The organism is Novosphingobium guangzhouense (assembly GCF_002896965.1).
GTDB classification, from domain to species: domain Bacteria; phylum Pseudomonadota; class Alphaproteobacteria; order Sphingomonadales; family Sphingomonadaceae; genus Novosphingobium; species Novosphingobium guangzhouense.
In genome coordinates, this window is the sequence record NZ_LYMM01000060.1 from 1 (window position 1) to 24,369 (window position 24,369).

A 24,369-nucleotide genomic window follows, 5' to 3' on the forward strand; every position below is an offset into this window, starting at 1 on the left:
CAACGTGGCCGGTATCTCCGAATTTCACCCTGAAACGAGCGACAGACCAGTCCCCCTCCTTCGAACGCAGATCGACGGTGACCACTGCGGCGCCTTTTTCCGCAGCCTGCTAAAGACTGCAGGCGAGGCGCCTGTCGGATGTTCCGGCCGGACGTTAGTTGTCGCGTGCGTGCTTTACGCCTTCTCGCTGATTCTCATCGATATCGCGCCGTTCTTCATAGGCCTCTATGTCGACCACCTCAGCCTCACCCTCGGCCAGTCCGGGTTTGTCCAGTCCATCGACCAAGCCGGCGGTGTGCTTGGCGCTGTCGTGGGCTTTTTCCTGATGCCTCGTGTTCGTTGGAGAACAATCATTGTCGCGGCGGCAATGGTAGCGACAATCGGAAACTCGCTCACCGCCATCGCCGACAGCTATCTGCTTTTGTGCGTCGTCCGCTTCGTCGCAGGCTTCGGTGTCGTCCTGATCACAACTGTTACGGCGTGTGTTCTCGCCCAAGCAGCGGTACCAGTGCGCGCCTACGGCGCTGGACTGGCGCTCGGGATGACACTTTCCGCCGCCGCGATCTGGTTGCTTGAGGGCTTGAGGGCAAGTTTGGGCAATGCCGCGGCGCTTGGCTCGGGCGCTCTTTGGCTCGGACTTGGGACCGTGCTAGCACTCCTTCTGCCTCGCGGACTGCGCGGTCCATCGGAGCCCGTCTTGCCCGAAGAGGTTCCAACCATGACCGGCGGGTCGCGTAACGCGGGTCGTACCGCGCTGATTGGCCTCCTGCTCTTTGCCGTAAGCGTAAACGTGATCTACGCGTTCATAGAGCGGATCGGCCTTTCCAATGGTCTCGACCAAGGTGCGGTGGCGAACGCCATGGCGTTTGGATATATATTCTCGGCAGGAGGGAGCTTGATCCCGACGATCTTCGGCGAGAGCGGGGCCCACCTGCGCTGGATCGGGATCACGACCATTATCTTCATTGCTTCGCTGGCGGGTATCTACGTCGCGCAAACAACAGTGCTTTTCACGATCGCCTTTGCAGTCTACGCATCCGCCTGGTGCATGGGGCTGGCATTCTACATGTCGATGACTGCGGAGAATGATCCGGGTCATCGCTATACTCGGATGATCTACATCGTGAACGTCGTAGCTCAATCCGTCGGACCTGCGATCGGCACCCTGGTGCTTGCACGTGCCTCGTTGTCGGCGGTGTTCGTAGTCACTCCGCTTCCGGCGCTGATAGCGGCGACGCTGGTATTTTTCACCCGTCCAGCTCGCGTCGCCTCTGCGGCACGCGCAAGCCTGTGACCCGCGGGAAAGGACACTAATGAAACCTAGATCCTTCCACCTCGTGCCAAACTTGGAACGCGACTACTGCATGTCAGTGGCGGTCCGCGCAGGCGACCTAGTCTTCATTGGAGGTCTCACCGCCGTAGACCTCGACGGCAATGAGTTACATCATGACGACGCGGCAGCGCAGATCAGAACCATCTACGAACAGATGGGGCGTGTGCTCGCGGCGCATGGCGGCACCGCAGCGGAAGTGGTTAGTGAGACAATTTATTACTCGTGCTCGGGCGAAGAGTATACAAAGCGACTCTTCCCTCACCGGAAGGCATTCTACCAAAATTGTGACGGTCCGTCGGTTGCAGGCGTGCAAGTCGCAGGCTTCATCAGCCCGGCAATTCAAGTCGAAGTCACATGCGTCGCTTATATTCCACTTCATGGCAGCGACAACTTGATAGATCACGCCTCCCCCCTTTGACAAGCGCAGAGACAGGAACCGAAATGACCCCTTACAGGATGCTTATCGACGGACAGCTCGTCGAAGGCGCACGCACCATCCCCGTGATCGACCCATCGACTGGGGAGTCCTTCGCTGACGCACATGTAGCTGACGAAACTCAGCTCGACGAAGCCGTTGCGGCGGCTGCTCGCGCTTTTCCAGGATGGGCATCCACCTCATGGCAGAAACGTCGCGAGTGCCTCTTGAGGTTTGCGCTGAGACTTGACGAGGAGGCAGATTACTTTGCACGTCTGCTCGTCAGAGAACAGGGAAAACCGTTGAGTGAAGCCCGGTTCGAGGTTGATGCAACAGTGCGCGGGATCCGCTTCTACGCGGACATAGAGTTGAAGGTCGAAATTCGCGACCATCCCACGGGACCCTATGAGGTAGAGCGCCAACCGTTAGGCGTGGTAGCTGGTATCACGCCGTGGAACTTCCCGATGATCCTGGCGAGTAACAAGTACGCGCCGGCGCTCATCGCAGGCAACACGGTGGTTTTGAAACCAGCCCCGACCACGCCACTCACCACCCTTGAACTTGGCCGGCTTGCGGCCGACGTGTTCCCCCGTGGGGTACTTAACATCGTGGCCGATGACAACGATCTCGGCGCCCGTCTAACCGGACACCCAGATGTTGCCAAGGTTTCGTTCACGGGCTCCACGATCACGGGAAAAGCGGTTATGAGGAGCGCTGTGGAGGATATGAAGCGCGTTACGCTCGAACTCGGCGGCAACGATCCTGCAATTGTACTTCAGGATGCCGACATTGAGGCGGCGGCCCGAGGCCTTGCGGCCGCTGTGTTCCTAAACGCTGGCCAAGTGTGCGCCGCGCCTAAGCGCCTCTACATCGCAGAGGAGGTCTATGAAGAGTTTCAGGAGCGTTTTGTGGCAGCAACTCGTGAGATCAGGCTAGGTGCGGGGGACGAGGAGGGAGTAACACTCGGTCCAGTCCAGAACCGTATGCAGTTCGACAAAGTACGTGCTTTGATCGAGGAAGCAGCCAAGTCCGGCACGGTGCTGACCGGCGGACACGTCGCCAACAGACCTGGCTTCTTTGTGGAGCCGACGATCGTCGCCGATCTCAGTGACGAAGCGCGGTTGGTCACAGACGAGCAATTCGGTCCGGTCGTGCCGTTGCTTCGCTTCACGGATGAAGGGGACGCTATTGCCCGCGCAAACCAAGGCTCCTTCGGCCTTGGCGCATCCATTTGGACGCGAGACCTCAAGCGCGCACGACTGCTAGCCCGTGGCATCTCAGCCGGCAGCGTATGGATAAATCAGCATACCGCCATTCATCCCGACATTCCCTTCGGTGGGGTCAAGCAGTCAGGCCTGGGCTCCGAGGGTGGAATGGAGGGTGTGCACGAGTACACCCGGCTCCAGGTAGTCAACGCTGCCGCTTGACCCCCAGGATAATGACGCGAGACGCAGGGGAGGACAACATGATCACCGATATGGACAGCGAAATGCCGCTGACTGGACGAGGGCTCGGTCGACGAGCTCTGATAAGGTTCGGCGCCGCCGCAGCGGGCACCATTGCTCTGGCGAGTTGCGCAAAGGAAAACCCGAACCGCGAGGCTCGCGATGGGAAGGACAAAGGGCCATACGATGTTGCGGTCGTGGGTGCCGGCTACGCCGGGATTACAGCGGCTCGCGAGCTCGCGGCGAAGGGCTGGCGGGTGGTGGTTGTGGAAGCACGACCGCGCATAGGAGGCCGCACATTCACCAGCAACTTCCTGGGCCGTCAAATCGAGCTGGGCGGGTCCTCGGTGCACTGGGTACAGCCCCACGTCTTCTCGGAGATGCAACGATACGGCTTCACGCTAGAGGAGGTGCCGCTAATCAACCTTGACAAGGCCTATGTCATGACGGCCGATGGGAAGGTCCACGACGTGCCACCGGCCCGCTTCGACGAGGGCTACAGCGACGCATTCGACAAGTTCTGTGAAGACGCGAAAACGTTGTTTCCGCAACCGTTCTCGCCGTTTGCAAACTCACAGGTCGCAAAGCTGGACGAGATTTCCGCTGCGGCCAGGATGGCGAAGCTCGACATTGACCCCATTCAGCGCGCATCACTGAATGCCGAACTAGTACTTTATGCCGGATCTTCGACGAACACCTTCAGCTACATGAGCTACGTGAAGATGTTTGCTCTCGCCGGTTGGGATCCGTACACCTTTACCGATTCCGAGAAGCACTGGCACATCGCGAATGGCGGAACGGCGGCATTGGCAAAAGCAATCCTTGACGACAGCAAAGCTGACGTACGACTTGGCACGGTTGTCAAGCAGGTGGAATCCGATGCAAAAGGCGTTACCCTGCGCACTGCGGACGGGCAGACCATTGACGCCAAGGCGGTGCTGTTCACGGTGCCGACCCAAGTCTATCCAGATATCGAGTTCAAGCCGGGCCTCTCGGCGGAGAAGCAAGCGTTCATCAAGAATGGAGATCAATGCGACGGCGCGACGATGTACATGCGCATCAAGCAAAACATCGGCAATACTTTCGCCTTCTGCGACGATCCCAACCCGCTAAGCGCTATCCAGACCGAAGAGGCGAACGACGAAGTCGGGACGATCCTCAAGGCTACGTTGGGGCGGCAGTCGCTGTTGGACATCAACGACCAAGACGCGGTCAATGCTGAGCTACGCAAGATCCACCCGGGCGCTGAGATCACCGACATCGCGCCTTATAATTGGGTTAAGGACCCATTCTCCAAGCAGGCCTGGCCAGCCTACCGGGCGGGATGGTTCAAGAAGTACAAGGACATGGCAAAGCCCGAAGGCCGATTGTTCTTCGCTGGATCTGGAACAGCGGATGGCTGGCACGCCTATATCGACGGAGCCGTCGAGAGCGGCATCCGTGCGTGCCGCGAGATGACGCATCTGCTCGAAAAGGAGAAGACGAGTAATGGATGACCAAACGCCAAGGCGCCGCATGCTTGGATCCTGCCTAGCGCTGTGCCTAAGCACGCTCGCTGCCTGTTCCCAGCCGAAGGAGAATGGGAGCGAGCAAGCAAGCGTATCCACAACTCCTACGGCCTCGACGGACTATTCGGCGCTAGCCCGCAATACAGTGCAGGTTCAGGCTGGAAAGAAGGTCTTTAGCAACTGTGCTGTGTGCCACTCTGCAGAAGCGGGGGTGCCCTCGCCGGCTGGCCCTGCACTCGCCGGGGTGCTCGGCCGCAAGATCGGCGGCGTAGCAGACTATCCTTACTCACAGGCGCTTGCGAAAGCAGAAGGAAGCTGGACGCCGGAGAACCTCGACGCGTTCTTGAAAAACCCGATGGAAGCCTATCCGGGCACAGCGATGGCGTTCGGCGGCCTTACCAAGGACTCTGATCGGAAAGCCGTAATCGCCTATCTTGCCGGAACAGCTAAGAAGTGAGCGATAAGGCCGATCCCGCCGAGCCATAGCCTGGCGGGATCGCTCTGCCGGCTTGTATCGAGTTAGATGAAGATAACTCGTGATAAAAACCGAGCTTATCAAAAATGGACAATAGACATTTTTACGAACCGCGCGGCGGACACGGCCTGCCCCGCGACCCGCTGCGGGCCATTCTAGGTCCCCGCCCGATTGGATGGATCTCCAGCCGTTCGGCATCTGGCATAGCTAATCTGGCGCCCTATAGCTTCTTTTCAATGCTGTGTGACAAGCCCCCGATCATCGGGTTCTCCAGCATTGGCGAGAAGGACACATTGGCAAACATCCGCGAGACCGGCGTTTTTGCCTACAACCTTGTCACGCGGCGCCACGCTGATGCGATGAACCGCAGCTCTAGCCCAGCAGCACCAGCCGTGAACGAATTCGAAGAGGCATCCATCAAACCTGCCCCATGCACAATCGTGGACTGCCCGCGAGTGGCGGACGCCCCCGTGAACCTGGAGTGCCGGTTGGTTGATATTCACCAACTTAGCGATGCAACCGGCACTCCGGCGGACGCCTGGCTCACCATAGGCGAGATCGTGGGCGTACACATCGATAGAGCCTTTCTGCACAATGGTATGTTCGACACGGCCGCAGCTGGGATCGTCCTCAGAGCCGGGTACGCGGCGGATTACTTCGAAGTTGGCCCGGAGGCTGCATTCTCGATGCGGCGACCCACGGATTGAGGCAGCGAAGCTCCTAACGAGCATCCGCGCCACACCTGCTTCCAGACGCGCCCTTGATTAATTCTGCTTGCGTATAATTACGAGGCTTCATAGTTCGAAGACGAAGCGAACGTCGATAGAGCGGAAGGAGATCCAATGAAGGTGCTTGTGCCGGTTAAGCGCGTGCTCGATTATAACGTGAAGCCACGTGTCAAGGCAGATGGAACGGGGATAGAGCTCGCCAATGTCAAGATGAGTATGAACCCCTTCGATGAGATCGCCGTCGAGGAAGCAGTGCGGTTGAAGGAAGGAGGCGCGGTTAACGAGATAGTTGTCGTTTCTATCGGCGATGCAAAAGCTCAAGAGACACTACGCACCGCGCTGGCGATGGGCGCGGACCGGGCGATCCACGTTGTCACTGTAGAAAAAGTGGAGCCGCTTGGTGTTGCCAAGGTCCTGGCGAAAATCGCCGAAGCTGAGTTGCCCCAGCTGATCATCTTGGGGAAGCAAGCGATCGACGACGATAACAACCAAACAGGACAAATGCTGGCTGGCCTGCTTAGCTGGGGTCAAGGCACCTTCGCTTCGAAGGTCGAGCTGGCCGCAGATGCTGTTGTGGTAACACGTGAAGTTGACGGCGGCTTGCAGACAGAACGGTTCGGCCTGCCCGCAATTATCACCGCCGACCTGCGCCTCAACGAGCCACGATATGCGTCACTACCTAACATCATGAAGGCCAAATCGAAGCCGCTGGTGCAGAAGGCCCTTGATGATTTTGGTATCGACTTGAAGCCACGTCTGACGACAATCAGCGTGTCCGAGCCCGCCACCCGACCTGCCGGCTTGAAGCTGGCTAGCGTGGACGAACTTGTTACTAGGCTGCATGCGATGGGAGTTGCCAAGTGAAGACGCTTGTATGGGTTGAGCATGACGGTCGTACCGTCAGGGAGTCTACTCTTGCAGCCGTAACTGCCGCGGGAAAGCTGGGCGAAGTTCACCTGCTAGTCGCCGGTCAGAACATAGGAAGCGTCGCAACGACCGCAGCGATGATCGCCGGGGTAGAAAAGGTGATTGCTGCGGACGACGAGGCCTACGCCCATGCGTCAGCCGAGAATATCGCGCCGCTCGTTGTCAAATTGATGGCAGAGCACGATGCTTTTCTCGCACCGGCTACAACCAGCGGCAAGGCGATTGCGCCTCGAGTCGCTGCACTGCTGGACGTCATGCAGATCAGCGACATCCTTTCGATCGAGAGCAAGGATACCTTCACCCGCCCGATCTATGCAGGGAACGCGATTGCAACGGTGCGGACATCAGACGCTAAGCTGGTGGTCACTGTGCGTGGTACCGCATTCGAGAAGGCAGAGAGCCAAGGCGGAGCTGGAACCATAGAGGCGATCATCGGAACTGGTGACCAAGGCCTGTCGACCTTTATCGGGCAAGAGCGTGCCCAATCAGCCCGCCCGGAGTTGACAAGTGCCAAGGTCATCGTCGCCGGTGGACGCGCGCTCGGATCCGTAGAGAAGTTCGCCGAATTGCTTGAGCCACTAGCCGACCGGTTGGGCGCCGGGATCGGTGCAAGCCGCGCGGCCGTGGATGCGGGTTTCGCACCAAACGACTATCAGGTGGGGCAAACGGGAAAGATCGTCGCCCCCGAGGTGTATGTGGCAGTTGGTATTTCCGGCGCCATCCAGCACCTTGCAGGAATGAAGGACAGCAAGACAATCATCGCAATCAACAAGGACGAAGATGCGCCAATCTTCCAAGTCGCTGACTTTGGGCTAGTCGGCGACCTCTTCGAATTCGTGCCAGAGCTTACAAGCAAACTTTGACATCCGGATGATTGCTCCTCCGGTAGTAAATGCCCGCCGGAGGAGCAAGTTCACAAGGGGTACTTGATTATGCGATCCAGGCTCTATTCACCAGCATCTGTCACGCGGATGAGTTCAGCCGTTTCGGTGGGATGCACATCCGCCACCGCCACACACCCCTGCCCCCTTGTCGACCGATGCAGCGATACCGGGATCGACTTGTAAGCGGGTGTTCCGCTTAAGCGGTCATAATCGTCAAGCGGCACAAGATGGTTCGCTTCAGGGTAGTAGGCAGCGACGGACCCGCGCGCTATCGCATGTGCCACCGCCACCTGACCTATGAGAGCTCTCCCAGGCCCGGCAATCACGTCAACCACGTCGCCATGCGCCAACCCTGCAGCTGAGAGATCATCGGCGTTGACGAACACGACGTCTGTAAGCGCCGACGGAAGGCGGCGTTGACGTAGGGCTATTTGGCTTTCCGCGGGCGCGGCGCCCATTTTTTGGCGAGTGCCGCGAAGCGGGCGTGGATCACCGCGATGTTCGGCTGAGCATGACTGTCATGATCATCGCCAAGGGCTTCCAACGCCTCCTCGTGGTATTCATGCGCCGGATCGGTGAGCGCCTCCAGCTTTTCGGCATACCCCCACGGACCACCCGAGTCTTCCGGCGGTCGCATCCCGGTAGCTTCCAGCAGGCGGGGATAGGTTCCTTGTGGATCAGCCGGGGCGATACCCTGGATTTTGACGCTGTGCTCCCATCCGTCGCCGAAGTCGTAGAGGTAGTGGAAGGTCTTGCCCCGCATTCCCTCCAACGCCTCGGCGAGGGTCGTCTTTCGGGCATCAAGCGGGCCACCGTAAGCGCGCATTTCGTAGCACGCTGCTTCCTGAGGCAGTGCGGCCATCATAGTTGACGCTGGACGAGATAGGCCACCGCAGCGACGTCGGCGGGTCAGGCTTGTCTTTCGAAGTTGAATGGCAGCAGGTCGTCGATATCGGCGTCGTGAGGGCGCTGGGGAAGTTCAGTGAGGACATGGCGTAGCCACGCGAGAGGCTCGACGCCGCAGGCGCGGCAAGTCAGCATCAGGCTGTAGGTGACGGCGCTCGCCCGTGCGCCGTCCACGGTATCGCAGAAGAGCCAGGATTTTCTTCCTGTTGCAAAAACCCTGATGTCGCGTTCGAGAAGGTTGTTATCGATCGGCATCCTGCCGTCTTCGACGTAGCGCGTCAGGTATTCCCACTGGTTGAGGGTGTAGGAGACCGCATCACCAAGCTTGGTGTCGGGCACAACCTTGGGTGCGATGTCATCGAGCCACGCCTTGAGTACATCCAGGACCGGGACGCTATGTTTCTGGCGGAAGCGGCGCATGTAGCTGGCCTGCGTTTCCCGCTCATCGGGTATTTCGTCCCGCGCCTGCCTTTCGATCCGGTAGAGCTGGTCGAAGAACTTGAGCGCCTGTGCGGGCGGCCCGCCTTGTTTCTTCCTCGCCTTGAGGGCGTCGGCAAAGCGCCGTCTGGCGTGGGCCATGCAGCCCAGATGCGTGGCGCCTTTCAATGTGCGCCAGGCCGTATAGCCGTCACTCATCAGAATGCCGCGATAGTCGCCGAGGAAGGCCTGCGGATGTTCCTGCCCGCGACCGGGTTGATAGTCGAACAGCACGATCGGCTGTTCGCTGTCCTCGCTGCTGCGGTAGGCCCACATATACGAAGTGCTGGTAGGGGCCTTGCCCTCCTCCTTGAGCACCTGAACCGTAGTTTCGTCGCCATGAATGACGTCCTGGGACCGAAGCCGCAGCTTCATGGCGTCAAAGATGCGATGCAGGTGCCTCTCGCTCGAAGCAATCACCCAACGGCCTAGTGCACCGCGGCTGACAGGTACCCCTGCGCGCTCGAAGGTTTGCGCCAGACGATACAGCGGTGTGCCATCGACGTATTTATGAACAAGGGCAAAGGCCAGCGTCGAGGCCGTGGCAATGCTGCCCGGCAAGGGCTGTGCGGGCATCGGCGCAATGACAATCGGCGTGGCGATCCCGGTGCGGTCACAATTGCGGCATGCATATTTGGCGCGGGCATTCTGAAGAACCGTGGCCTTCACCTCGATGTGAAGCTGCTCGGTTACCACTTCCCCCATGCGATGCATCCGTTCGCTGCAGCACGGGCAGACCTTCTGGTCGTCGGCGAGGTCATACTCGACGCGCTGGCGCGGCAGGTCGGCAGGAAGTGCCTTGCGCCCGCGCTTCTTCCCTTCAGGCTTTCTCGCCTCCGGCAATCCCGTGTCGGGAAGATCGGCGGCGACCGGCTCATCGACGTCGTCGTGTCCATCGTCGGTATCGTCCTCCAAGGAGGACTGCTCGGCTTCATTGAAGACACGATCCAGGTGCTTTTCGCTGCGCGGCGCAAAGCGGTGCAACCGCGCCAGCGCCAGTTCCTCCTCAAGCTTCAGGATGCGCCGGGCAAGAGAGTCTCTCTCGGCCGCCAATGCCTCGACTTCAGCGGCTTTCGTCGCCAGAAGCGCCATCAATTCCGCAATAGTGGGGACGCCGCCTCGATCCATCGCAGTCTTGAATCGAAAGCCCGTTCCCGCGTCAACGGCCTTTAACCGACAAACTGATATTGCCGCACTGGATGAGGGACCATCGCGTCAATATCGATCCCGTCGAGCAGCCATCGCAATTGCTCCGCGGTGAGCGCCACCACCGTTTCCGCTCGTTTGGGCCATCGGAACTTGTCCTCCGTCAACGCCTTGAGCACCAATACAAAGCCCGACCGGTCAAAGAACAGCAGCTTCATCCGGGTCCGGCGCCGGTTGCAAAAGGCATCGTTCCCTCCCGGCATTGGCCGGGAGCAGTTTAGATGAGGCAACGGTCGCGTTGTTCGGGAAGGTTCCTTCGTGAGGCAACACGAATCCTCATCCTGTTTGTCGCGCTACACTGGGATGAGCTCATGCCTTGGAACTGGCATCCGACCGAGCAAGACGTCGCCCAAGCCGCATAGCTGCGGTACTCAGGTCCCGCTTACAGGATGAGTTTCATTGACTGCCTCCACATGACGAATCCGGCGCGTTCTACGCGCACGTCTCCACGGCTCCCGGCGGCAGGCCGGGAACAGGCCGGTATGGCTATGTGCGGTGCGAGAGAGCCCGTTCAGCAGTCCAGCGTGGTGTCGCGTTCCCACTGCGTGAGATGACGGGTGAAGTCGTTCCATTCTCCTGTCTTCAGCTTCAGATAGGCGGGAATGAGCTGGCCGAGCGCGTCCTTGAGTACGGCGCTGCCTTCCAGCGCTCGTAGGGCGTCGAGCAGGTTCAGCGGCAGCTTGTTCTTGGCCGGTAGCGTGCTGCCCTCCGTATACATATTGATGTCGGAGCGCGGTCCCGGGTCGCGGGCGTTGGCCAGTCCGTCGAGGCCCGCCGCCAGCACTGAAGCGGCCATCAGATACGGATTGACTGCACCGTCAGCCAGGCGCAGCTCGAACCGGTCCGGTTCGGGCACGCGGATCATGTGCGTGCGGTTGTTACCCGTCCACGTCACCGAGTTGGGCGCCCAGGTCGCGCCTGAAGTGGTGCGCGGCGCGTTTATACGCTTGTAGCTGTTGACGGTCGGATTGAGGAAGGCCGTGAGTGCATCCGCAGAGTTGATGATGCCACCGATGAAGTGCAGCGCCTCGGCGGTCAGGTCTTGGCCACCAGGGTTGGCAAAGGCGTTGGTGTCGCCCTTCCACATCGAGACGTGCATGTGGCAGCCGTTGCCAGTCAGGTGGGTGAACGGTTTGGGCATGAAGGTCACGCGCAGGCCGTGCTTTTCGGCAATCGACTTGGCCATGTACTTGAAGAAGGCATGGCGATCGGCGGTGAGCAGCGCGTCGTCATATTCCCAGTTCATCTCGAACTGGCCGTTCGCGTCCTCATGGTCGTTCTGGTAAGGTTTCCAGCCGAGCGACAGCATGGCATCGCACAGCTCGGTAACCACATCGTAGCGGCGCATCAGCGCCTGCTGGTCGTAGCAGGGCTTGGCCTGGCAGTCTGCCGTATCGGCGATAGACTGACCGTCGGAAGATAGCAGGAAGAATTCACATTCCACCCCGGTTTTCATCTGCAGGCCAATTTCGGCAGCGCGCGCGATCTGGTTCTTGAGGGCGACGCGCGGGGAGGCCTCTACGGGAGCGCCATTCATCCACAGATCGGCGGCGAGCCAGCCCACTTCGGGTTTCCAGGGGAGCTGGACCAGGCTTTCCGGATCGGGTCTCGCAAATAGGTCCGGGTCGGCCGGACTCATGTCGAGCCAGGTAGCGAAACCGGCGAAACCGGCGCCGTTTTTCTGCATCCCGGCGATGGCAGAGGCAGGAACGAGTTTGGCACGCTGGGCGCCGAACAGGTCGGTGTAGGAAATGAGGAAGTACTTGATTCCCTTTTCCTTGGCGATTTCCGCAAGGCTAATGGTCATGGTCATATTTCTCCAGCAACGGACGACCGGCCGCTTTGCGCTCTGATTGTCCGATAAACCCGTTCCTGCCTGCGAGCACGAGGGTGCCTTCGTTGGAGCCGGCATCTGGGATTGCCGGCTCCGGGACCACCGGCCGGTCAGAAAGTCTGGCCGGGGATCCAGTTCGTTCCGGCCAGTGGCACACCGGCCATGGCAGAAGCCTCTAGCGTGAGGGCCACCAGATCCTCGGGCTCGAGATTGTGCAGGTGGCTCTTGCCGCAAGCGCGGGCGATGGTCTGTGCTTCCAGCGTCAGTACCGAAAGGTAGTTGGCAAGGCGGCGGCCGGCCTGAACCGGGTCGAGGCGCGCGGCAAGTTCAGGGTCCTGCGTCGTTATGCCTGCGGGGTCGCGGCCCTCCTGCCAGTCGTCGTAGGCACCGGCGGTGGAGCCGAGCTTGCGGTATTCCTCTTCGTAGGCAGGGTCGTTGTCACCCAACGCGACCAGCGCGGCGGTGCCGATGGCGACGGCATCCGCACCCAAAGCCAAGGCCTTGGCCACGTCTGCACCGCTACGGATGCCGCCCGAGACGATGAGCTGGACCTTTCGGTGCATGCCCAGATCCTGCAGCGCCTTCACTGCGGGGCGGATCGCGGCAAGGATCGGAATCCCGACATGCTCGATGAATACGTCCTGCGTCGCGGCCGTACCGCCCTGCATTCCGTCGAGGACAACGACGTCGGCTCCCGACTTCACCGCAAGGGCAACGTCATAATAAGGGCGCGTCGCACCCACCTTGACGTAGATTGGTTTTTCCCAGTCGGTAATCTCGCGTAGTTCCTCGATCTTGATCTCAAGATCATCGGGACCGGTCCAGTCGGGATGACGGCAGGCCGAACGCTGGTCGATGCCCTTGGGCAGATTCCGCATCATGGCAACGCGATCGGAGATCTTCTGGCCCAGCAACATACCGCCGCCGCCGGGCTTCGCACCCTGCCCGACGACCACCTCGATCGCATCGGCACGGCGAAGGTCATCAGGGTTCATTCCGTAGCGCGAAGGCAGGTACTGATAGATCAGTGTCTGCGACTGACCACGCTCCTCGGGCGTCATGCCGCCGTCGCCAGTGGTCGTTGAGGTCCCGGCGATGGTCGCGCCACGGCCCAGCGCCTCCTTGGCGGCACCCGACAGGGCGCCGAAGCTCATCCCGGCGATGGTGACAGGGGTCTTGAGATGGATCGGCTTCTTTGCGAAGCGAGTGCCCAGCCACACATCCGTGGCACACTTCTCTCGGTAACCCTCCAGCGGATAGCGCGAGACCGATGCCCCGAGGAACAGCAGATCGTCGAAATGCGGCAGCTTGCGCTTCGTACCTCCGCCACGAATGTCATAGATTCCGGTCGCGGCAGCTCTGCGGATTTCCGCCAGCGTGTGAGGATCGAAAGTTGCCGAGAAGCGCGGCAACGTCTGGGGGATGTTCTCCAGGTCCATCTGTAGGTCCTCAGTAAGCCGACGAGTTGTCGACGTGGAAATTGTAGAGACCGCGGGCGGAGCCATAGCGGCGGAAATCAGCGACGCTGACGGTCTCGTCCAGGCCGGCGGCGTCAAGCAGGCGGCGCAGGTCGGCCTTGTGCTCGTCGCGCAATTCCTTCTCGATGCAGTCGGCGCCGAGGCTCTTGACCGTGCCACGCACATAGAGTCGGGCTTCGTAGATTGAGTCCCCCAGCGCATCGCCGGCGTCGCCCAGGACCACGAGGTTGCCGGATTGAGCCATGAATGCGCTCATCGCGCCGATCGAACCTTTTACGACGATGTCGACGCCCTTCATGGATATGCCGCATCGAGCCGAGGCGTCACCGTCGATCACCAGCAGGCCGCCGTGCGCGGTGGCGCCCGCCGACTGGCTGGCGTCGCCTTTCACGTGAACCTTGCCCGAAAGCATGTTCTCGGCGACTCCAACGCCAACGTTGCCGTCCACCACGACGGTTGCCTGCTTGTTCATGCCGGCGCAGTAGTAACCGGCGTGACCATTGATCTCGACGGTGATGGGTACATCGAGCCCGACGGCAAGCGCGTGCTGGCCTTCGGAATTCTCGACGGTCCAGTGCGTCGCGTTGGTGTCGGCAGGCAGGGCGTGAAGCTGCGCGTTAAGGTCGCGCTTGGTGGTTTCGGCGAGATCGACGACAGGCATCAGTTGCGCTCCCAAGCATAGACACGGGCAGGTTCAGGTTCGAACACGCGGGCGTTCTGGATACCCGGAAGACCCGCCAATGCGCGGTATTCAGAGCCGAACGCGACGTAATCGTCGGTTTCGGCCATGACGGCAGGCTTGCATGAAACTGGATCGCGCAGCACTGCGAAGCCGCTCTCGGTGCCGACCACGAAGGTGAAGAAGCCGTCGAGGTCGTCAAGGCTCGCTTCGAGTGCTTCGGCCAGCGTCGCTCCTTCCTGCAGCTTCCAGCTGAGATAGCCGGCGGCGACTTCACTGTCGTTATCGGTCGAAAAGCGGATGCCCTTGGGCTCCAACATTCGGCGCAGACTTCGGTGGTTGGAAAGCGAGCCATTGTGAACTAGGCACTGGTCGGTGCCGGTCGAGAACGGGTGGGCGCCCGCTGTGGTGACGGCGCTCTCTGTAGCCATGCGGGTGTGGCCAATACCGTGCGTGCCCGACATGCCGGCGAGGCCGAAGCGCTTGGCAACGTCGGCAGGCAGGCCGACTTCCTTGTACAGCTCGATGCGCTCACCTGCGCCGGTAACCGCAAGATCCGGACGCGAGGCGGCGAGCCAGTCGCGAACGCGCTGCTCATCGCGTTCGGGAAGCGTGAGCACCAGATGCGTGTCGCGGATGAAGCCACTGATATCGCCGCCCAGGTCTGCGACGATCGAATCGAGGTCATCACCCCGCACGGTCAGTTTGATGCGCCCATTCTCACCACTGCCGTAGACAGCAAAGCCCGCGCTATCGGGACCGCGGCCGGTCATGACCACGAGCATTTCACCAAGCAGTTCCCCGAAACGGGGCTCAAGCGTGCTGTTCTTCAAAAACAACCCAACAATTCCACACATGGTCGATTCCCTCGTCAGAGAAGGAAGTCGTACTGGAGTATGGAAAATTGGTCAACTCACAGGAAACAAATTTGCCTGTAAGGAAATCAACTCTTCGGATATATGATTATCGACAAATACTTGGATGTCTCCGATAGCATCCGTTCCGGGCCATGCAGGGTCCCGCTGTCGAACAGCAGCGAATCTCCCGGCTGCATAGGGTAGCTCGCGTTGCCGTGGCGGTAGGTCAGTTCGCCTTCGAGCATGTAGATGAACTCGACGCCGCTATGCGCGAAGCCGGTGTAAGGGGCCGCATCTTCGCGAAGGGTGATAAGGTACGGCTCGACGTTGACATCGCCGCGCAACATATGGCCGAGCAGTTGATAGATATGGCCCACCTTGGTGCCGCGGCGCTCTATCGTAACGCCGGCGTTCGCCTTCACGTGCGAGCAGTCCTGCCGGTCTTCGAACGACGCGAAGAGAAGAGACAGGGGAACCTGCAATACGCCTGAGATCGCCTGGAGTGTGCCAAGCGAAGCGGAAATGCCCCCATTCTCGATTTTCGAGAGCATGCCGGTGGATATGCCCGCTGCCGAGGCAAGATCGGCGATAGAGAGATCGAGATCGCGCCGGACGGCACGAATTTGGGTGCCCAGTGCTTTTTCCAGACTGCGATCGGGCTTGCCGGGTGCGGCCGAGCCCGTCAAGGTATCCTGATCTTCGGTATTGACGGTAGCAGTAATGCCGACTCTCCGTTAAAAACCTGTTCGGGCACTGTTTCATAAAGAGGATGTTGCCCGATGTCATTATATCGATCAGGCAACTGCCGCCTCGCGCACCGCGCCGGGCAGCCCGCGTCGGCGCCTCGCCGCCCGCAGGGTATTGCTCAGCAGGCAGGCAATCGTCATTGGCCCAACCCCACCGGGGACGGGCGTTACAGCGGCGGCGTGATCCATTTCCTCGCGCACGGCATCGCCGATGATCACCTTCCTGCCGTCGCGCTCGACGCGGTTGATGCCAACGTCGATGACCACAGCCCCCGGCTTAACCCAATCTCCGCGCACAAGGCCCGGACTGCCTGCGGCGACAACAACGATGTCGGCGCTGCGCACGGTGTCCGGCAGGTTGCGGGTGGCTATGTGAGTGACGGTGACGGTGCACTCGCGTTCAAGCAGCAGCATGGCGACCGGCTTGCCGACTATGTTGGACTTGCCGATCACGACTGCCTTCAGGCCCCGGTAGTGGTCGATCGCGGTGTCGAGCAGGATCATGCAACCCAGCGGTGTGCAGGGGATCAGTCCTCCGGTGCCGGTGGAAAGACGCCCGACATTGACCGGATGGAAGCCGTCGACATCCTTCAGCGGATCAATCGCGTCCAGCACCAGGTCTGAATCGATGTGTTGCGGCAAGGGAAGCTGCACGAGGATGCCGTCGACCGCATCGTCGTCATTGAGCGCGGCCACGAAGCCAAGAAGTTCCTCCTGGCTCGTGGAGGCGGGAAGGCGGTGCTCGAACGACCGCATTCCCGCTTCCAGCGTCTGCGTCACCTTGGAGCGGACATAGACCTGACTGGCAGGATCGTCGCCGACGAGCACCACCGCCAGTCCCGGCACGATCCCTTCCGCGGCCAGACTGACGACTTCTTCCGCGACCCGGCCACGAAGCTTCGCGGCGATCGCCCGTCCGTCTATGATGGCTGCCATCGGGTCAGTCGCGAAACACGACCGTTTTCGCGCCATTGGCGAGCACGCGGCCGTCGAGATGGAAAGCTACCGCCCGCGCCAGCACCCGGCGCTCGATGTCGCGGCCCTTGCGCACGAGATCGTCGGGCGTGTCGTGGTGCGAGATGCGCTCCACGTCCTGCTCGATGATCGGTCCTTCGTCGAGGTCGGCGGTGACGTAGTGCGCGGTTGCGCCGATCAGCTTGACACCGCGCGCATGCGCCTGGTGATAGGGCTTGGCACCCTTGAAGCCTGGCAGAAACGAATGGTGGATGTTGATGCACCGGCCCGAGAGAAACGCGGCAAGGTCATCCGACAGGATCTGCATGTAGCGCGCCAGCACGATCAGTTCCGCGCCCGTCTCATCGACAATCGCCTTGATCCGGGCTTCCTGCTGCGGCTTCGTTTCCTTGGTGATCGGCAGGTGGTGGAACGGAATGCCACCGAAATCGACACCTTGATAGGTGCCGAGGGGATGGTTGGAGATGATGCCCACGACGTCCATCGGCAGTTCGCCGATGCGGTTGCGGTAAAGCAGATCAACCAGGCAGTGATCGAACTTGGATACCAGGATCAGCACCTTGCGCAGTTCATCCTTGGGACGCAGCGTCCAGTCGAGCGCGAGCTCTTCTGCCAGCGGCGCGATGCCGGCACGCAGATCATCGGCAGCGGCCTCATCCGGCAGGCTGAGCACGATGCGGCCGAAGAAGCGGCCGGTTTCGGCGTCATCGTACTGGTGCGCTTCCTTGATGTCGCCGCCATGGCGATACATCACGTCGGTAACGCGCGTGACGATCCCTGGCCGGTTGGCGCAGGACAGGGTCAGGAGATAGGGTTTGGTCATCGTGTCCTCGGATTAGAAGGCCAGCGCGGCTGCGGCGTGGTCGATCCACTCGCGCAGGCTGCCGGCAAAGCTACGGAAAGTGGCAAGGTCGTAAGTGGGACCGTCGTCGACTTGCCGGATGACGACACCGATATGCGCGATCACCGTGGTTGCCACCGAACCGCTGGAAAAGGATGCGGAGTGGAAATCGATCGCCGCCCCGCGCTGTAACAGCTTGCGCGCGCCTTCGCCTGCAAGACGCAGGACAACGTAGCCGCTGGACTGGTCGGATACCGATGCGAGTCCCGCAAGCCGATGCGTGAGATCGGCAGCGAAATCGGGAGCGGTGCCATCGTGGAACGCGAGCCAGGTCCCCGGGCCCGTGCCGATGAAGGTCACGGCTCCCGAGCCGCAGGCCGCCGGTCGGTCAAGCAGCGACATGCCCAGCGCAGTGCCGATCTTCGCGGCACTCATGCTCTTTCTCGCCATGACGGATGCCAGAGCGATATCATCGCGCTCCTGGATGGTGAGGTGTTCAGGCACGGACGCGGACTCCTTCGGGGTCGACAAAAATCGGGTTGCAGACTTCCGCCTGGATATCGCCTCCGCGCACCGGATCGTGGATGACAATGCGCTCGCCGTGACGCTGTGCGCCGTTGACCAGCAGGCCAAGCGCGATCGAATGGTCCAGCGTTGGCGACCAAGCGGCCGAGGTCACGAACCCTTCGTCGTTCTGCGGCAGCGGTGCTGCACCTGGGGCGAGCAGGTGTCCGCCACCACGCAGATGCCGGGTACGATCGACCGGCCTGAGACCGACCAGCGCGGGGCGCGACGGATCCGCGAGCCCGCGCCTGGCAGCCATGGCGCGGCCGATGAAATCCTTCTTTTTCGACATCATCCGGCCCATGCCGAGGTCGGCTGCAGTGGTCTGGCCATTCAGTTCGTTGCCCGCGGCATGGCCCTTCTCGATGCGCATAACGCCGAGCGCCTCGGTGCCGTAGGGCACGGCGTCGTAGGAGCGGCCGGCAGCGAAGAGGTGGCGCACCAGTTTGTCGCCGAGCGTCGCAGGTACGCTTACTTCGTAGGCCAGCTCACCGGAGAACGACAGGCGGTAGATGCGCGCCTCGAAACCCTGCCAGCGGAACTTCGCAGCGCCCATGAACGGCAGGGCGTCGTTCGATACGTCAAGGTCCGGAAATGCCGCCTGCAGCATCTCGCGCGAACGGGGACCGGCGACGGCGTAGGTGGCCCACTGTTCGGTCACCGAAGTGGCCTGAACGTCGAGCTCGGGCCAGAGCACTTGCCGGGCATAGTCGATATGCTGCATAACCCGCGCGGCGTTGACCGTGGTGGTGGTGACGAAGAAGCTGTCCTCTGCGAAACGGGTGGTTGTGCCGTCATCCATGACGATGCCGTCCTCGCGCAGCATCACGCCATAGCGCGCCTTGCCGACGGCAAGGGTCGAGAACATGTTGATGTAGAGCCGGTCGAGCAGCAGGGCGGCATCGGGGCCATGCACGTCGATCTTGCCGAGCGTTGACACGTCGCAGATGCCGACGCCGCGCCGGGTCATCGTAACCTCGCGGTTGACTGTCTCCAGCCAGGACGCCTCCCCCGGGCGGCTGAACCACTGCGCACGCTTCCACTGTCCGGCATCAACGAAGGTTGCACCTTGTTCGGCCGCCCAGTCATGGCTGGCCGTGCGGCGCACAGGGCGGAAGGATTCCTCGCGGTGATGGCCCGCCAGCACGCCGATCGCCACTGGCTGATAAGGCGCGCGCGACATGATCGTCCCTGCCGCACCAATCGTGCGGTCAGTTGCCGCCGCCAGCAGTGCGTGGCCATTGAGCTGACTGGTCTTGCCCTGGTCGGTCGCCATGCCAAGCGTCGTGTAGCGCTTCATGTGTTCGATGGACACGAAGCCTTCACGGGCAGCGAGCTGCACGTCGCTGGCTGTCACGTCGTTTTGGAAATCGACGAAGCACTTGGTTCGCGCGCCCGGTACATGCCACAAGGGCGCGGTCGACGCGGCTTCGTCCGCTGCCCGAAACGAGGGCGGGGGAACAGCGCGGCCGGTTGCGTCCGCCACGGCGTCGGTACCCTTGGCAGCGCCGTCGACTAGGGCCTGCGCCAGCGAGAACCGGCCTGCCGCCGCACCGGCCGGAACGAGCCCGGGTGGGGTCTCGTCGAGCAGGAAAGTCTGTTGCGATTCCGACCACACAGGTTTTGCTCCCATGTTGCTGCCAAGGCCGATTGCCGGATTCCAGCCGCCACCCATCGCGACGAGATCCGCGCGGAGCGTGCGGCGCGAACCATCCGCGAGGCGCACGTCAACCTTCCTGACCGGAACACCGTGCACGTCAGTGACGATCGCGCCGCTCAGGATTTCGACACCACGCGTACGTAGTTCAGCGGCGAGGGCAGGCTCATCTTCGCGGTGGTCGACAAGCACGACGGAGGCGCCCGCTGCCGCCAGGTCCCGCGCAGTCGACCATCCGCTGTCGCTGGCGGTAAACACGACGGCGCGCTGTCCGGGAACCGCGGCGTAACGATTGACGTAAGTCGAGACAGCCGAGGCAGTCATGACACCAGGCAGGTCATTGCCACCGAACACCAGCGGCCGCTCGATGGCGCCCGTCGCGAGGATGGCGCGGCGGGAGACGATCTTCCACAACCGCTGACGCGGCTGCCCCGGCAGCGGGGCGACAAGATGGTCGGAAACGCGTTCGACGGCCACATATTCGTCGTCATAGACCCCGAATACGCCGGTACGGCTGAGCACGCGCACGTTCGGAAGCGAGGCCAGTTCCGCCAGCACCTGTGCAACCCATTGCACTGCGGACATGCTGTCGATCTCCTGCCGCTCGCTCAGCAGGCGCCCGCCGGGACGGGCGTCCTCGTCCGCCAGCATGACGCGCAGCCCTGCACGTCCTGCGGTCAGGGCCGCCGCAAGACCGGCCGCACCACCACCGATGACGAGCAGATCGCAGAAGGCATGCTCGCGGTCATACTCGCTCGGATCGGGCAGCATGGAGAGCTTGCCCAGCCCCGCCGCCCGCCGGATAAGCGGCTCGTACACCTTCTCCCAGAATTTAGCGGGCCACATGAAGGTCTTGTAATAGAAGCCCGCCACAAAGATCGGCGAGGCAAGCTGATTCACGGCCAGCAGATCATAGCGCAGACTGGGCCAGCGGTTCTGACTGCTCGCCTCCAGACCGTCGAACAGCGAGACGGTGGTCGCGCGCGTATTCGGCTCGGCGTGGGCGCCGGTACGCAGGGTGACGAGGGCGTTGGGCTCCTCGCTTCCCGCTGTGAGGATCCCGCGCGCCCGGTGGTACTTGAACGAGCGGCCGACGAGACGGACATCATTAGCTACGAGAGCGGAGGCGAGAGTGTCGCCCTCAAAGCCCGAATAGGCCTTCCCGTCGAAGGTGAAGGAAAGCGGGCGCTGCCTGTCGATCAGGCCACCGGCAGAAAGGCGGCTCATGCGGGTGTCTCCCGGGACAGCGTGGCGGCGGCGATGCGGTGTGTGCGGGTGTGGCGCAGCACGGTGATCCAGTTGCGGCACCCTTGCGCATGGTACCAGTGCTCGGCCATCTCGCCGATCACGTTGTCGCGCAGGTACACATAGTCGTAGAAGCCGTCCTCGCCTTCAGGGCGGCGGGGCGAAGCATCGCCGCGATAGACGAATTCCTGGGAGTCACGTTCGCCGCAATAGGGACAGGGTATGCGCATAGCCTCGTTCCCTCAGTGAAGATTGGGTTGGGCGCCGGCGCCCTTTTCGTCGATCAGATGACCGCGCTCGAAGCGGTCGAAGCGGTAGGCGGCAGCCGTATCGTGCGGGGCGCCCGTCGCGAGCAGATGGGCAAAGCAGCGCCCGGCGGCCGGCGTTGCCTTGAAACCGCCGTAGCACCAGCCCCCGTTGAGATAGAGGCCCTCGACCGGGGTGCGGTCAATGATCGGGGAGCCGTCCATCGACATGTCCACGACACCGCCCCAGGAACGCAGCAGGCGGGCGCGACCGATCATCGGCATGATCGCCATGCCACCCTCGCACACGTCCTCCACTACCGGCATGTTCCCCCGCTGGGCGTAAGTGTTGTATCCGTCGATGTCGCCGCCGAAGACGAGCCCCCCCTTGTCCGACTGGCTGATGTAGAAGTGTCCGGCCCCGAAAGTGATGACGCCGGGAATGACCGGCTTCAGCCCCTCGGTCACGAAGGCCTGGAGCACATGGCTCTCGATCGGCAGGCGCAGCCCGGCCATCGCTGCGACGGCAGAGGAATGTCCGGCCACCGACAGGCCGACTTTGTTCGCGCGGATTGCACCGCGCGTTGTCTCCACGCCGGTGACGGCGCCGCTGGCGTCACGAAGGAAGCCCTTGACCTCGCAGTTCTGAATGATGTCGACGCCAAAGTCGGAAGCGCCGCGGGCATAACCCCAGACGACCGCGTCGTGCCGGGCAGTACCTCCGCGACGATGCAGCAGGCCACCCATGATCGGGAAGCGGGCCGAATCGAAATTCAGGAACGGTGCCATCTTGCGCACCGCGTCCCGGTCCAGCAATTCCGCTCCCGCGCCATGGAGCAGCATCGCGTTGCCGCGCCGGGCGAAAGCATCACGCTGGGCATCGCTGTGGTACAGGTTCAGGATGCCGCGCTGGCTGACCATCACATTGTAGTTCAGGTCCTGCTCCAGCCCTTCCCAAAGCTTCATCGAAAATTCGTAGAAGGGCTCGTTGCCGGGCAATCCGTAGTTGGAGCGGATGATCGTGGTGTTGCGTCCGGCGTTGCCGCCGCCGATCCACCCACGCTCGACCACTGCGACGCGGCGGATACCGTGGACCTTGGCGAGGTAGTAGGCAGTGGCCAGGCCGTGGCCGCCGCCACCGACGATGACGATATCGTAACCCTCAGCAGGCGCGGAATCGCGCCAGGTCGGGCGCCAATCGCGATGCCCCTTGAGAGCGTGCGTGGCAAGATTGAAAATGGAAAAGCGCGTCATGCGTGCGGCGCCTCGAAATTCGTGTGATGTGATGTCTTGTAAGTAGCCGTTCGGCACCATATCGCTTGTCCATGAGCGACCCTTATATGACCAAAACCGACAAGCTTCGCAGTGCTGAAGAAATTCGGACGCTAGGGCTGTTGCTGATCGACGGATTCTCGCTGATGTCCTATGCCTCAGTAATTGAGGTCTTCCGCGCAGCGAACGCGCTGGCGGGGCGCACGCTCTATCGCTGGTCCCACATTTCAGTTGATGGAAGGCCGATCCATGCGTCGAATGGCGCAACGATCCTAGCCGACTTCGCGGTGGGCCAGCCGTTTGACTGCGAAACGCTGTTCGTTTTCGCAGGCGGTGACCCCACGGGGTTTTCGGATGCACGCACATTTGCTTGGTTACGGCGCATGGCGGCACAGGGCGCAGTCATCACAGGGGTATCTGCTGGCCCTTTCCTGCTGGCGCGGGCCGGGCTTCTCGATGGTTATCGCGCGACGATCCATTGGGAGCATCGGCCCGTCTTCGTTGAAACTTTTCCGAATGTTTCGCCAGAAACCGTACTGTTTGTCATCGACCGCCGCCGCGTGACCTGCGCGGGCGGGATGGCGGGTTTGGACCTGGCGATCGAAATGATCGAGCGTGAGCAAGGTTACGGCCTTTCCTCGATTATTTCGGACTGGTTCATCCGTACCGATACCCGTAGGGCCGACCGCCCTCAGCGGTTGAGCCTGCGCGAAAGGCATCAGGTGTCCAATGACACGGTACTGAAGGTACTCGCTCATATGGAGGAAACGGTGGAGGAACCATCCCCGCGCGAAACCCTAGCTAAAATCGCAGAGGTCTCGGTCAGGCAATTGGAACGCCTGTTCCGCAACCATCTCAGTGCGACCATGCGGGAGAGCTATATGCGCATCCGGCTCGAGAAGTCGGAGCAACTCTTGCGCACGACGGCGCTGTCCGTCACACAAGTTGCATTAGCTTGCGGGTTTCAGAGTGCCAGCCATTTTAGCCGCAGTTTTCGTGATCGCTATGGGAAACCGCCCTCGGGGCGGGCGAGGAGAGATCGAGAATCCTAATCGGGGGCGTTCGCGGGCCGGTGTTCCCAGCACGAGGCCGGGAATTGGACTCAGCACCAGCATCGTCGCCACGGGAAGTTCGGATCGGGCCATCGATACGTGGTTCACGCGAGTCGAGGACGTCCACGGTGCGCAGCCGGTCGAATGAATCGCGCGCCAGCCATGAAGCGATGGCAATCTTGGCATGATCGCGGGCCGTTGGGCAAAAGACCCGTCACCGCGTCGACGGCGAATCGAACATCACGCCGCAAGTGGACGAGGCAGACCGCATGCTTGCGGCCCATGGCCTGCTATCTGGCATAGCGGTCAGAGCCAATGGTCAAGATCCGGCCTCGTTCGCAGCGACGTCGCGAAGTTTCCTATCGAACCGTTCCGCTTCGTGGGATCGATTGCCGTGCGCGAAGCACTCCGCCGGAAGGAAAGCTTGGAAGACGAAGATCGCAAGGTTGGGCCGCTCACCCTTGCGCTCGCGAACCTTGCACCTGCGGGATACGTCCCATCGAGCCGCTGTCGGACGCCAAAATAGAGCGCAATGGCGTGCAATGCGCTGTTATTGAGCGCCACAATAGACTGCATTCAAAGGGCGCAGCAGCGGCAGGCAGATCCGGTTACTGATCGGC

23 protein-coding genes and 1 pseudogene are annotated in these 24,369 nt (G+C 61.5%); 9 read left to right on the forward strand and 15 right to left on the reverse strand.

What is annotated here, in order from left to right:
- The 8 genes from A8V01_RS28745 to A8V01_RS20285 form a co-directional block, all read left to right on the forward strand.
- Positions 1-1,294 (forward strand): MFS transporter (locus tag A8V01_RS28745; RefSeq protein ID WP_170066015.1); only part of this gene is annotated, 1,294 nt, incomplete at its 5' end.
- A gap of 52 nt (positions 1,295-1,346) precedes the next feature.
- Complete coding sequence (locus A8V01_RS20255) at positions 1,347-1,751, forward strand: RidA family protein (protein WP_170066016.1); 405 nt, start codon at positions 1,347-1,349, stop codon at positions 1,749-1,751.
- Positions 1,752-1,774: 23 nt separating this feature from the next.
- Positions 1,775-3,175, forward strand: a complete 1,401-nt coding sequence (locus tag A8V01_RS20260; RefSeq protein ID WP_103098126.1) for an aldehyde dehydrogenase family protein — start codon at positions 1,775-1,777, stop codon at positions 3,173-3,175.
- A gap of 38 nt (positions 3,176-3,213) precedes the next feature.
- The gene (gene ndpB / locus A8V01_RS20265; RefSeq protein WP_103098138.1) at positions 3,214-4,689 is read left to right on the forward strand and encodes a (S)-6-hydroxynicotine oxidase NdpB; all 1,476 of its coding nucleotides are present in this window, start codon (positions 3,214-3,216) and stop codon (positions 4,687-4,689) included.
- Positions 4,682-5,158, forward strand: coding sequence for a c-type cytochrome (locus A8V01_RS20270; protein WP_103098127.1), 477 nt, complete (start codon positions 4,682-4,684; stop codon positions 5,156-5,158). Before ndpB ends, A8V01_RS20270 begins: the two co-directional genes overlap by 8 nt.
- A gap of 104 nt (positions 5,159-5,262) precedes the next feature.
- Positions 5,263-5,883, forward strand: coding sequence for a flavin reductase family protein (locus A8V01_RS20275; protein WP_103098128.1), 621 nt, complete (start codon positions 5,263-5,265; stop codon positions 5,881-5,883).
- Between the two features lie 135 nt (positions 5,884-6,018).
- Entirely contained in the window at positions 6,019-6,768 is a 750-nt protein-coding gene (locus A8V01_RS20280; RefSeq protein ID WP_103098129.1) for an electron transfer flavoprotein subunit beta/FixA family protein, read from the forward strand.
- Positions 6,765-7,694 (forward strand): electron transfer flavoprotein subunit alpha/FixB family protein, encoded by a 930-nt coding sequence (locus tag A8V01_RS20285; protein WP_103098130.1) that lies wholly within the window; start codon positions 6,765-6,767, stop codon positions 7,692-7,694. The genes A8V01_RS20280 and A8V01_RS20285 overlap by 4 nt, the downstream gene beginning before the upstream one ends.
- 179 nt (positions 7,695-7,873) lie before the next feature.
- Here the strand turns inward: A8V01_RS20285 and A8V01_RS29385 are convergent.
- From A8V01_RS29385 to A8V01_RS20360, 15 genes and pseudogenes are all read right to left on the reverse strand, one after another.
- A pseudogene (locus tag A8V01_RS29385) lies at positions 7,874-8,107 on the reverse strand (molybdopterin dinucleotide binding domain-containing protein); the annotation flags it as partial.
- 35 nt (positions 8,108-8,142) lie between these two features.
- A complete protein-coding gene (locus tag A8V01_RS20295) occupies positions 8,143-8,580 on the reverse strand; it encodes a plasmid pRiA4b ORF-3 family protein (protein WP_103098132.1) in 438 nt (145 codons plus the stop codon).
- A gap of 44 nt (positions 8,581-8,624) precedes the next feature.
- On the reverse strand, positions 8,625-10,226 hold the full coding sequence (gene tnpC, locus A8V01_RS20300; protein WP_103098133.1) for an IS66 family transposase: 1,602 nt from the start codon (positions 10,224-10,226) through the stop codon (positions 8,625-8,627).
- Between the two features lie 41 nt (positions 10,227-10,267).
- Positions 10,268-10,507: an IS66 family insertion sequence element accessory protein TnpB gene (gene tnpB, locus A8V01_RS20305; RefSeq protein ID WP_103098134.1), complete on the reverse strand. Its 240-nt coding sequence runs from the start codon at positions 10,505-10,507 to the stop codon at positions 10,268-10,270.
- Between the two features lie 308 nt (positions 10,508-10,815).
- Entirely contained in the window at positions 10,816-12,117 is a 1,302-nt protein-coding gene (gene glnT, locus A8V01_RS20310) for a type III glutamate--ammonia ligase (protein WP_017181653.1), read from the reverse strand.
- Positions 12,118-12,248: 131 nt separating this feature from the next.
- Positions 12,249-13,577: an FMN-binding glutamate synthase family protein gene (locus tag A8V01_RS20315; protein ID WP_017181652.1), complete on the reverse strand. Its 1,329-nt coding sequence runs from the start codon at positions 13,575-13,577 to the stop codon at positions 12,249-12,251.
- Positions 13,578-13,587: 10 nt separating this feature from the next.
- The gene (locus tag A8V01_RS20320) at positions 13,588-14,277 is read right to left on the reverse strand and encodes a GltB/FmdC/FwdC-like GXGXG domain-containing protein (RefSeq protein WP_017181651.1); all 690 of its coding nucleotides are present in this window, start codon (positions 14,275-14,277) and stop codon (positions 13,588-13,590) included.
- Positions 14,277-15,152 carry a class II glutamine amidotransferase gene (locus tag A8V01_RS20325; RefSeq protein WP_103098135.1) on the reverse strand — a complete coding sequence of 292 codons (876 nt, stop codon included), beginning with the start codon at positions 15,150-15,152 and terminating at the stop codon, positions 14,277-14,279. The genes A8V01_RS20320 and A8V01_RS20325 overlap by 1 nt, the downstream gene beginning before the upstream one ends.
- A gap of 86 nt (positions 15,153-15,238) precedes the next feature.
- Complete coding sequence (locus A8V01_RS20330) at positions 15,239-15,838, reverse strand: helix-turn-helix domain-containing protein (RefSeq protein ID WP_017181649.1); 600 nt, start codon at positions 15,836-15,838, stop codon at positions 15,239-15,241.
- Between the two features lie 108 nt (positions 15,839-15,946).
- A complete protein-coding gene (locus tag A8V01_RS20335; RefSeq protein ID WP_370385549.1) occupies positions 15,947-16,870 on the reverse strand; it encodes a bifunctional 5,10-methylenetetrahydrofolate dehydrogenase/5,10-methenyltetrahydrofolate cyclohydrolase in 924 nt (307 codons plus the stop codon).
- Positions 16,839-17,696: a formyltetrahydrofolate deformylase gene (gene purU, locus A8V01_RS20340; RefSeq protein WP_103098136.1), complete on the reverse strand. Its 858-nt coding sequence runs from the start codon at positions 17,694-17,696 to the stop codon at positions 16,839-16,841. Before purU ends, A8V01_RS20335 begins: the two co-directional genes overlap by 32 nt.
- Before the next feature lie 12 nt (positions 17,697-17,708).
- Positions 17,709-18,218: a sarcosine oxidase subunit gamma gene (locus tag A8V01_RS20345; protein ID WP_017181646.1), complete on the reverse strand. Its 510-nt coding sequence runs from the start codon at positions 18,216-18,218 to the stop codon at positions 17,709-17,711.
- Entirely contained in the window at positions 18,211-21,162 is a 2,952-nt protein-coding gene (locus A8V01_RS20350) for a sarcosine oxidase subunit alpha family protein (RefSeq protein WP_103098137.1), read from the reverse strand. Before A8V01_RS20350 ends, A8V01_RS20345 begins: the two co-directional genes overlap by 8 nt.
- Positions 21,159-21,410, reverse strand: a complete 252-nt coding sequence (locus A8V01_RS20355; RefSeq protein ID WP_017181644.1) for a sarcosine oxidase subunit delta — start codon at positions 21,408-21,410, stop codon at positions 21,159-21,161. The genes A8V01_RS20350 and A8V01_RS20355 overlap by 4 nt, the downstream gene beginning before the upstream one ends.
- Before the next feature lie 12 nt (positions 21,411-21,422).
- Positions 21,423-22,679, reverse strand: a complete 1,257-nt coding sequence (locus A8V01_RS20360) for a sarcosine oxidase subunit beta family protein (protein ID WP_017181643.1) — start codon at positions 22,677-22,679, stop codon at positions 21,423-21,425.
- A gap of 86 nt (positions 22,680-22,765) precedes the next feature.
- Between A8V01_RS20360 and A8V01_RS20365 the strand changes: the two genes are divergently transcribed.
- Entirely contained in the window at positions 22,766-23,749 is a 984-nt protein-coding gene (locus A8V01_RS20365; RefSeq protein WP_017181642.1) for a GlxA family transcriptional regulator, read from the forward strand.
- Positions 23,750-24,369 lie beyond the last annotated feature (620 nt).

What these genes read in the sequence shown, in the direction of transcription:
- A8V01_RS20270 (WP_103098127.1), top strand. Translation starts at nt 4,682, where the DNA reads ATGGATGACCAAACGCCAAGGCGCCGCATGCTTGGATCCTGCCTAGCG.
- A8V01_RS20355 (WP_017181644.1), bottom strand. Translation starts at nt 21,410, where the DNA reads ATGCGCATACCCTGTCCCTATTGCGGCGAACGTGACTCCCAGGAATTC.
- A8V01_RS20320 (WP_017181651.1), bottom strand. Translation starts at nt 14,277, where the DNA reads ATGCCTGTCGTCGATCTCGCCGAAACCACCAAGCGCGACCTTAACGCG.
- tnpB (WP_103098134.1), bottom strand. Translation starts at nt 10,507, where the DNA reads ATGCCGGGAGGGAACGATGCCTTTTGCAACCGGCGCCGGACCCGGATG.
- A8V01_RS20315 (WP_017181652.1), bottom strand. Translation starts at nt 13,577, where the DNA reads ATGGACCTGGAGAACATCCCCCAGACGTTGCCGCGCTTCTCGGCAACT.
- A8V01_RS20280 (WP_103098129.1), top strand. Translation starts at nt 6,019, where the DNA reads ATGAAGGTGCTTGTGCCGGTTAAGCGCGTGCTCGATTATAACGTGAAG.
- A8V01_RS20295 (WP_103098132.1), bottom strand. Translation starts at nt 8,580, where the DNA reads ATGATGGCCGCACTGCCTCAGGAAGCAGCGTGCTACGAAATGCGCGCT.
- purU (WP_103098136.1), bottom strand. Translation starts at nt 17,696, where the DNA reads ATGACCAAACCCTATCTCCTGACCCTGTCCTGCGCCAACCGGCCAGGG.
- A8V01_RS20275 (WP_103098128.1), top strand. Translation starts at nt 5,263, where the DNA reads ATGGACAATAGACATTTTTACGAACCGCGCGGCGGACACGGCCTGCCC.
- A8V01_RS20260 (WP_103098126.1), top strand. Translation starts at nt 1,775, where the DNA reads ATGACCCCTTACAGGATGCTTATCGACGGACAGCTCGTCGAAGGCGCA.
- A8V01_RS20335 (WP_370385549.1), bottom strand. Translation starts at nt 16,870, where the DNA reads ATGGCGCGAAAACGGTCGTGTTTCGCGACTGACCCGATGGCAGCCATC.
- A8V01_RS20365 (WP_017181642.1), top strand. Translation starts at nt 22,766, where the DNA reads ATGACCAAAACCGACAAGCTTCGCAGTGCTGAAGAAATTCGGACGCTA.
- A8V01_RS20350 (WP_103098137.1), bottom strand. Translation starts at nt 21,162, where the DNA reads ATGAGCCGCCTTTCTGCCGGTGGCCTGATCGACAGGCAGCGCCCGCTT.
- tnpC (WP_103098133.1), bottom strand. Translation starts at nt 10,226, where the DNA reads ATGGATCGAGGCGGCGTCCCCACTATTGCGGAATTGATGGCGCTTCTG.
- A8V01_RS20360 (WP_017181643.1), bottom strand. Translation starts at nt 22,679, where the DNA reads ATGACGCGCTTTTCCATTTTCAATCTTGCCACGCACGCTCTCAAGGGG.
- A8V01_RS20325 (WP_103098135.1), bottom strand. Translation starts at nt 15,152, where the DNA reads ATGTGTGGAATTGTTGGGTTGTTTTTGAAGAACAGCACGCTTGAGCCC.
- ndpB (WP_103098138.1), top strand. Translation starts at nt 3,214, where the DNA reads ATGATCACCGATATGGACAGCGAAATGCCGCTGACTGGACGAGGGCTC.
- glnT (WP_017181653.1), bottom strand. Translation starts at nt 12,117, where the DNA reads ATGACCATGACCATTAGCCTTGCGGAAATCGCCAAGGAAAAGGGAATC.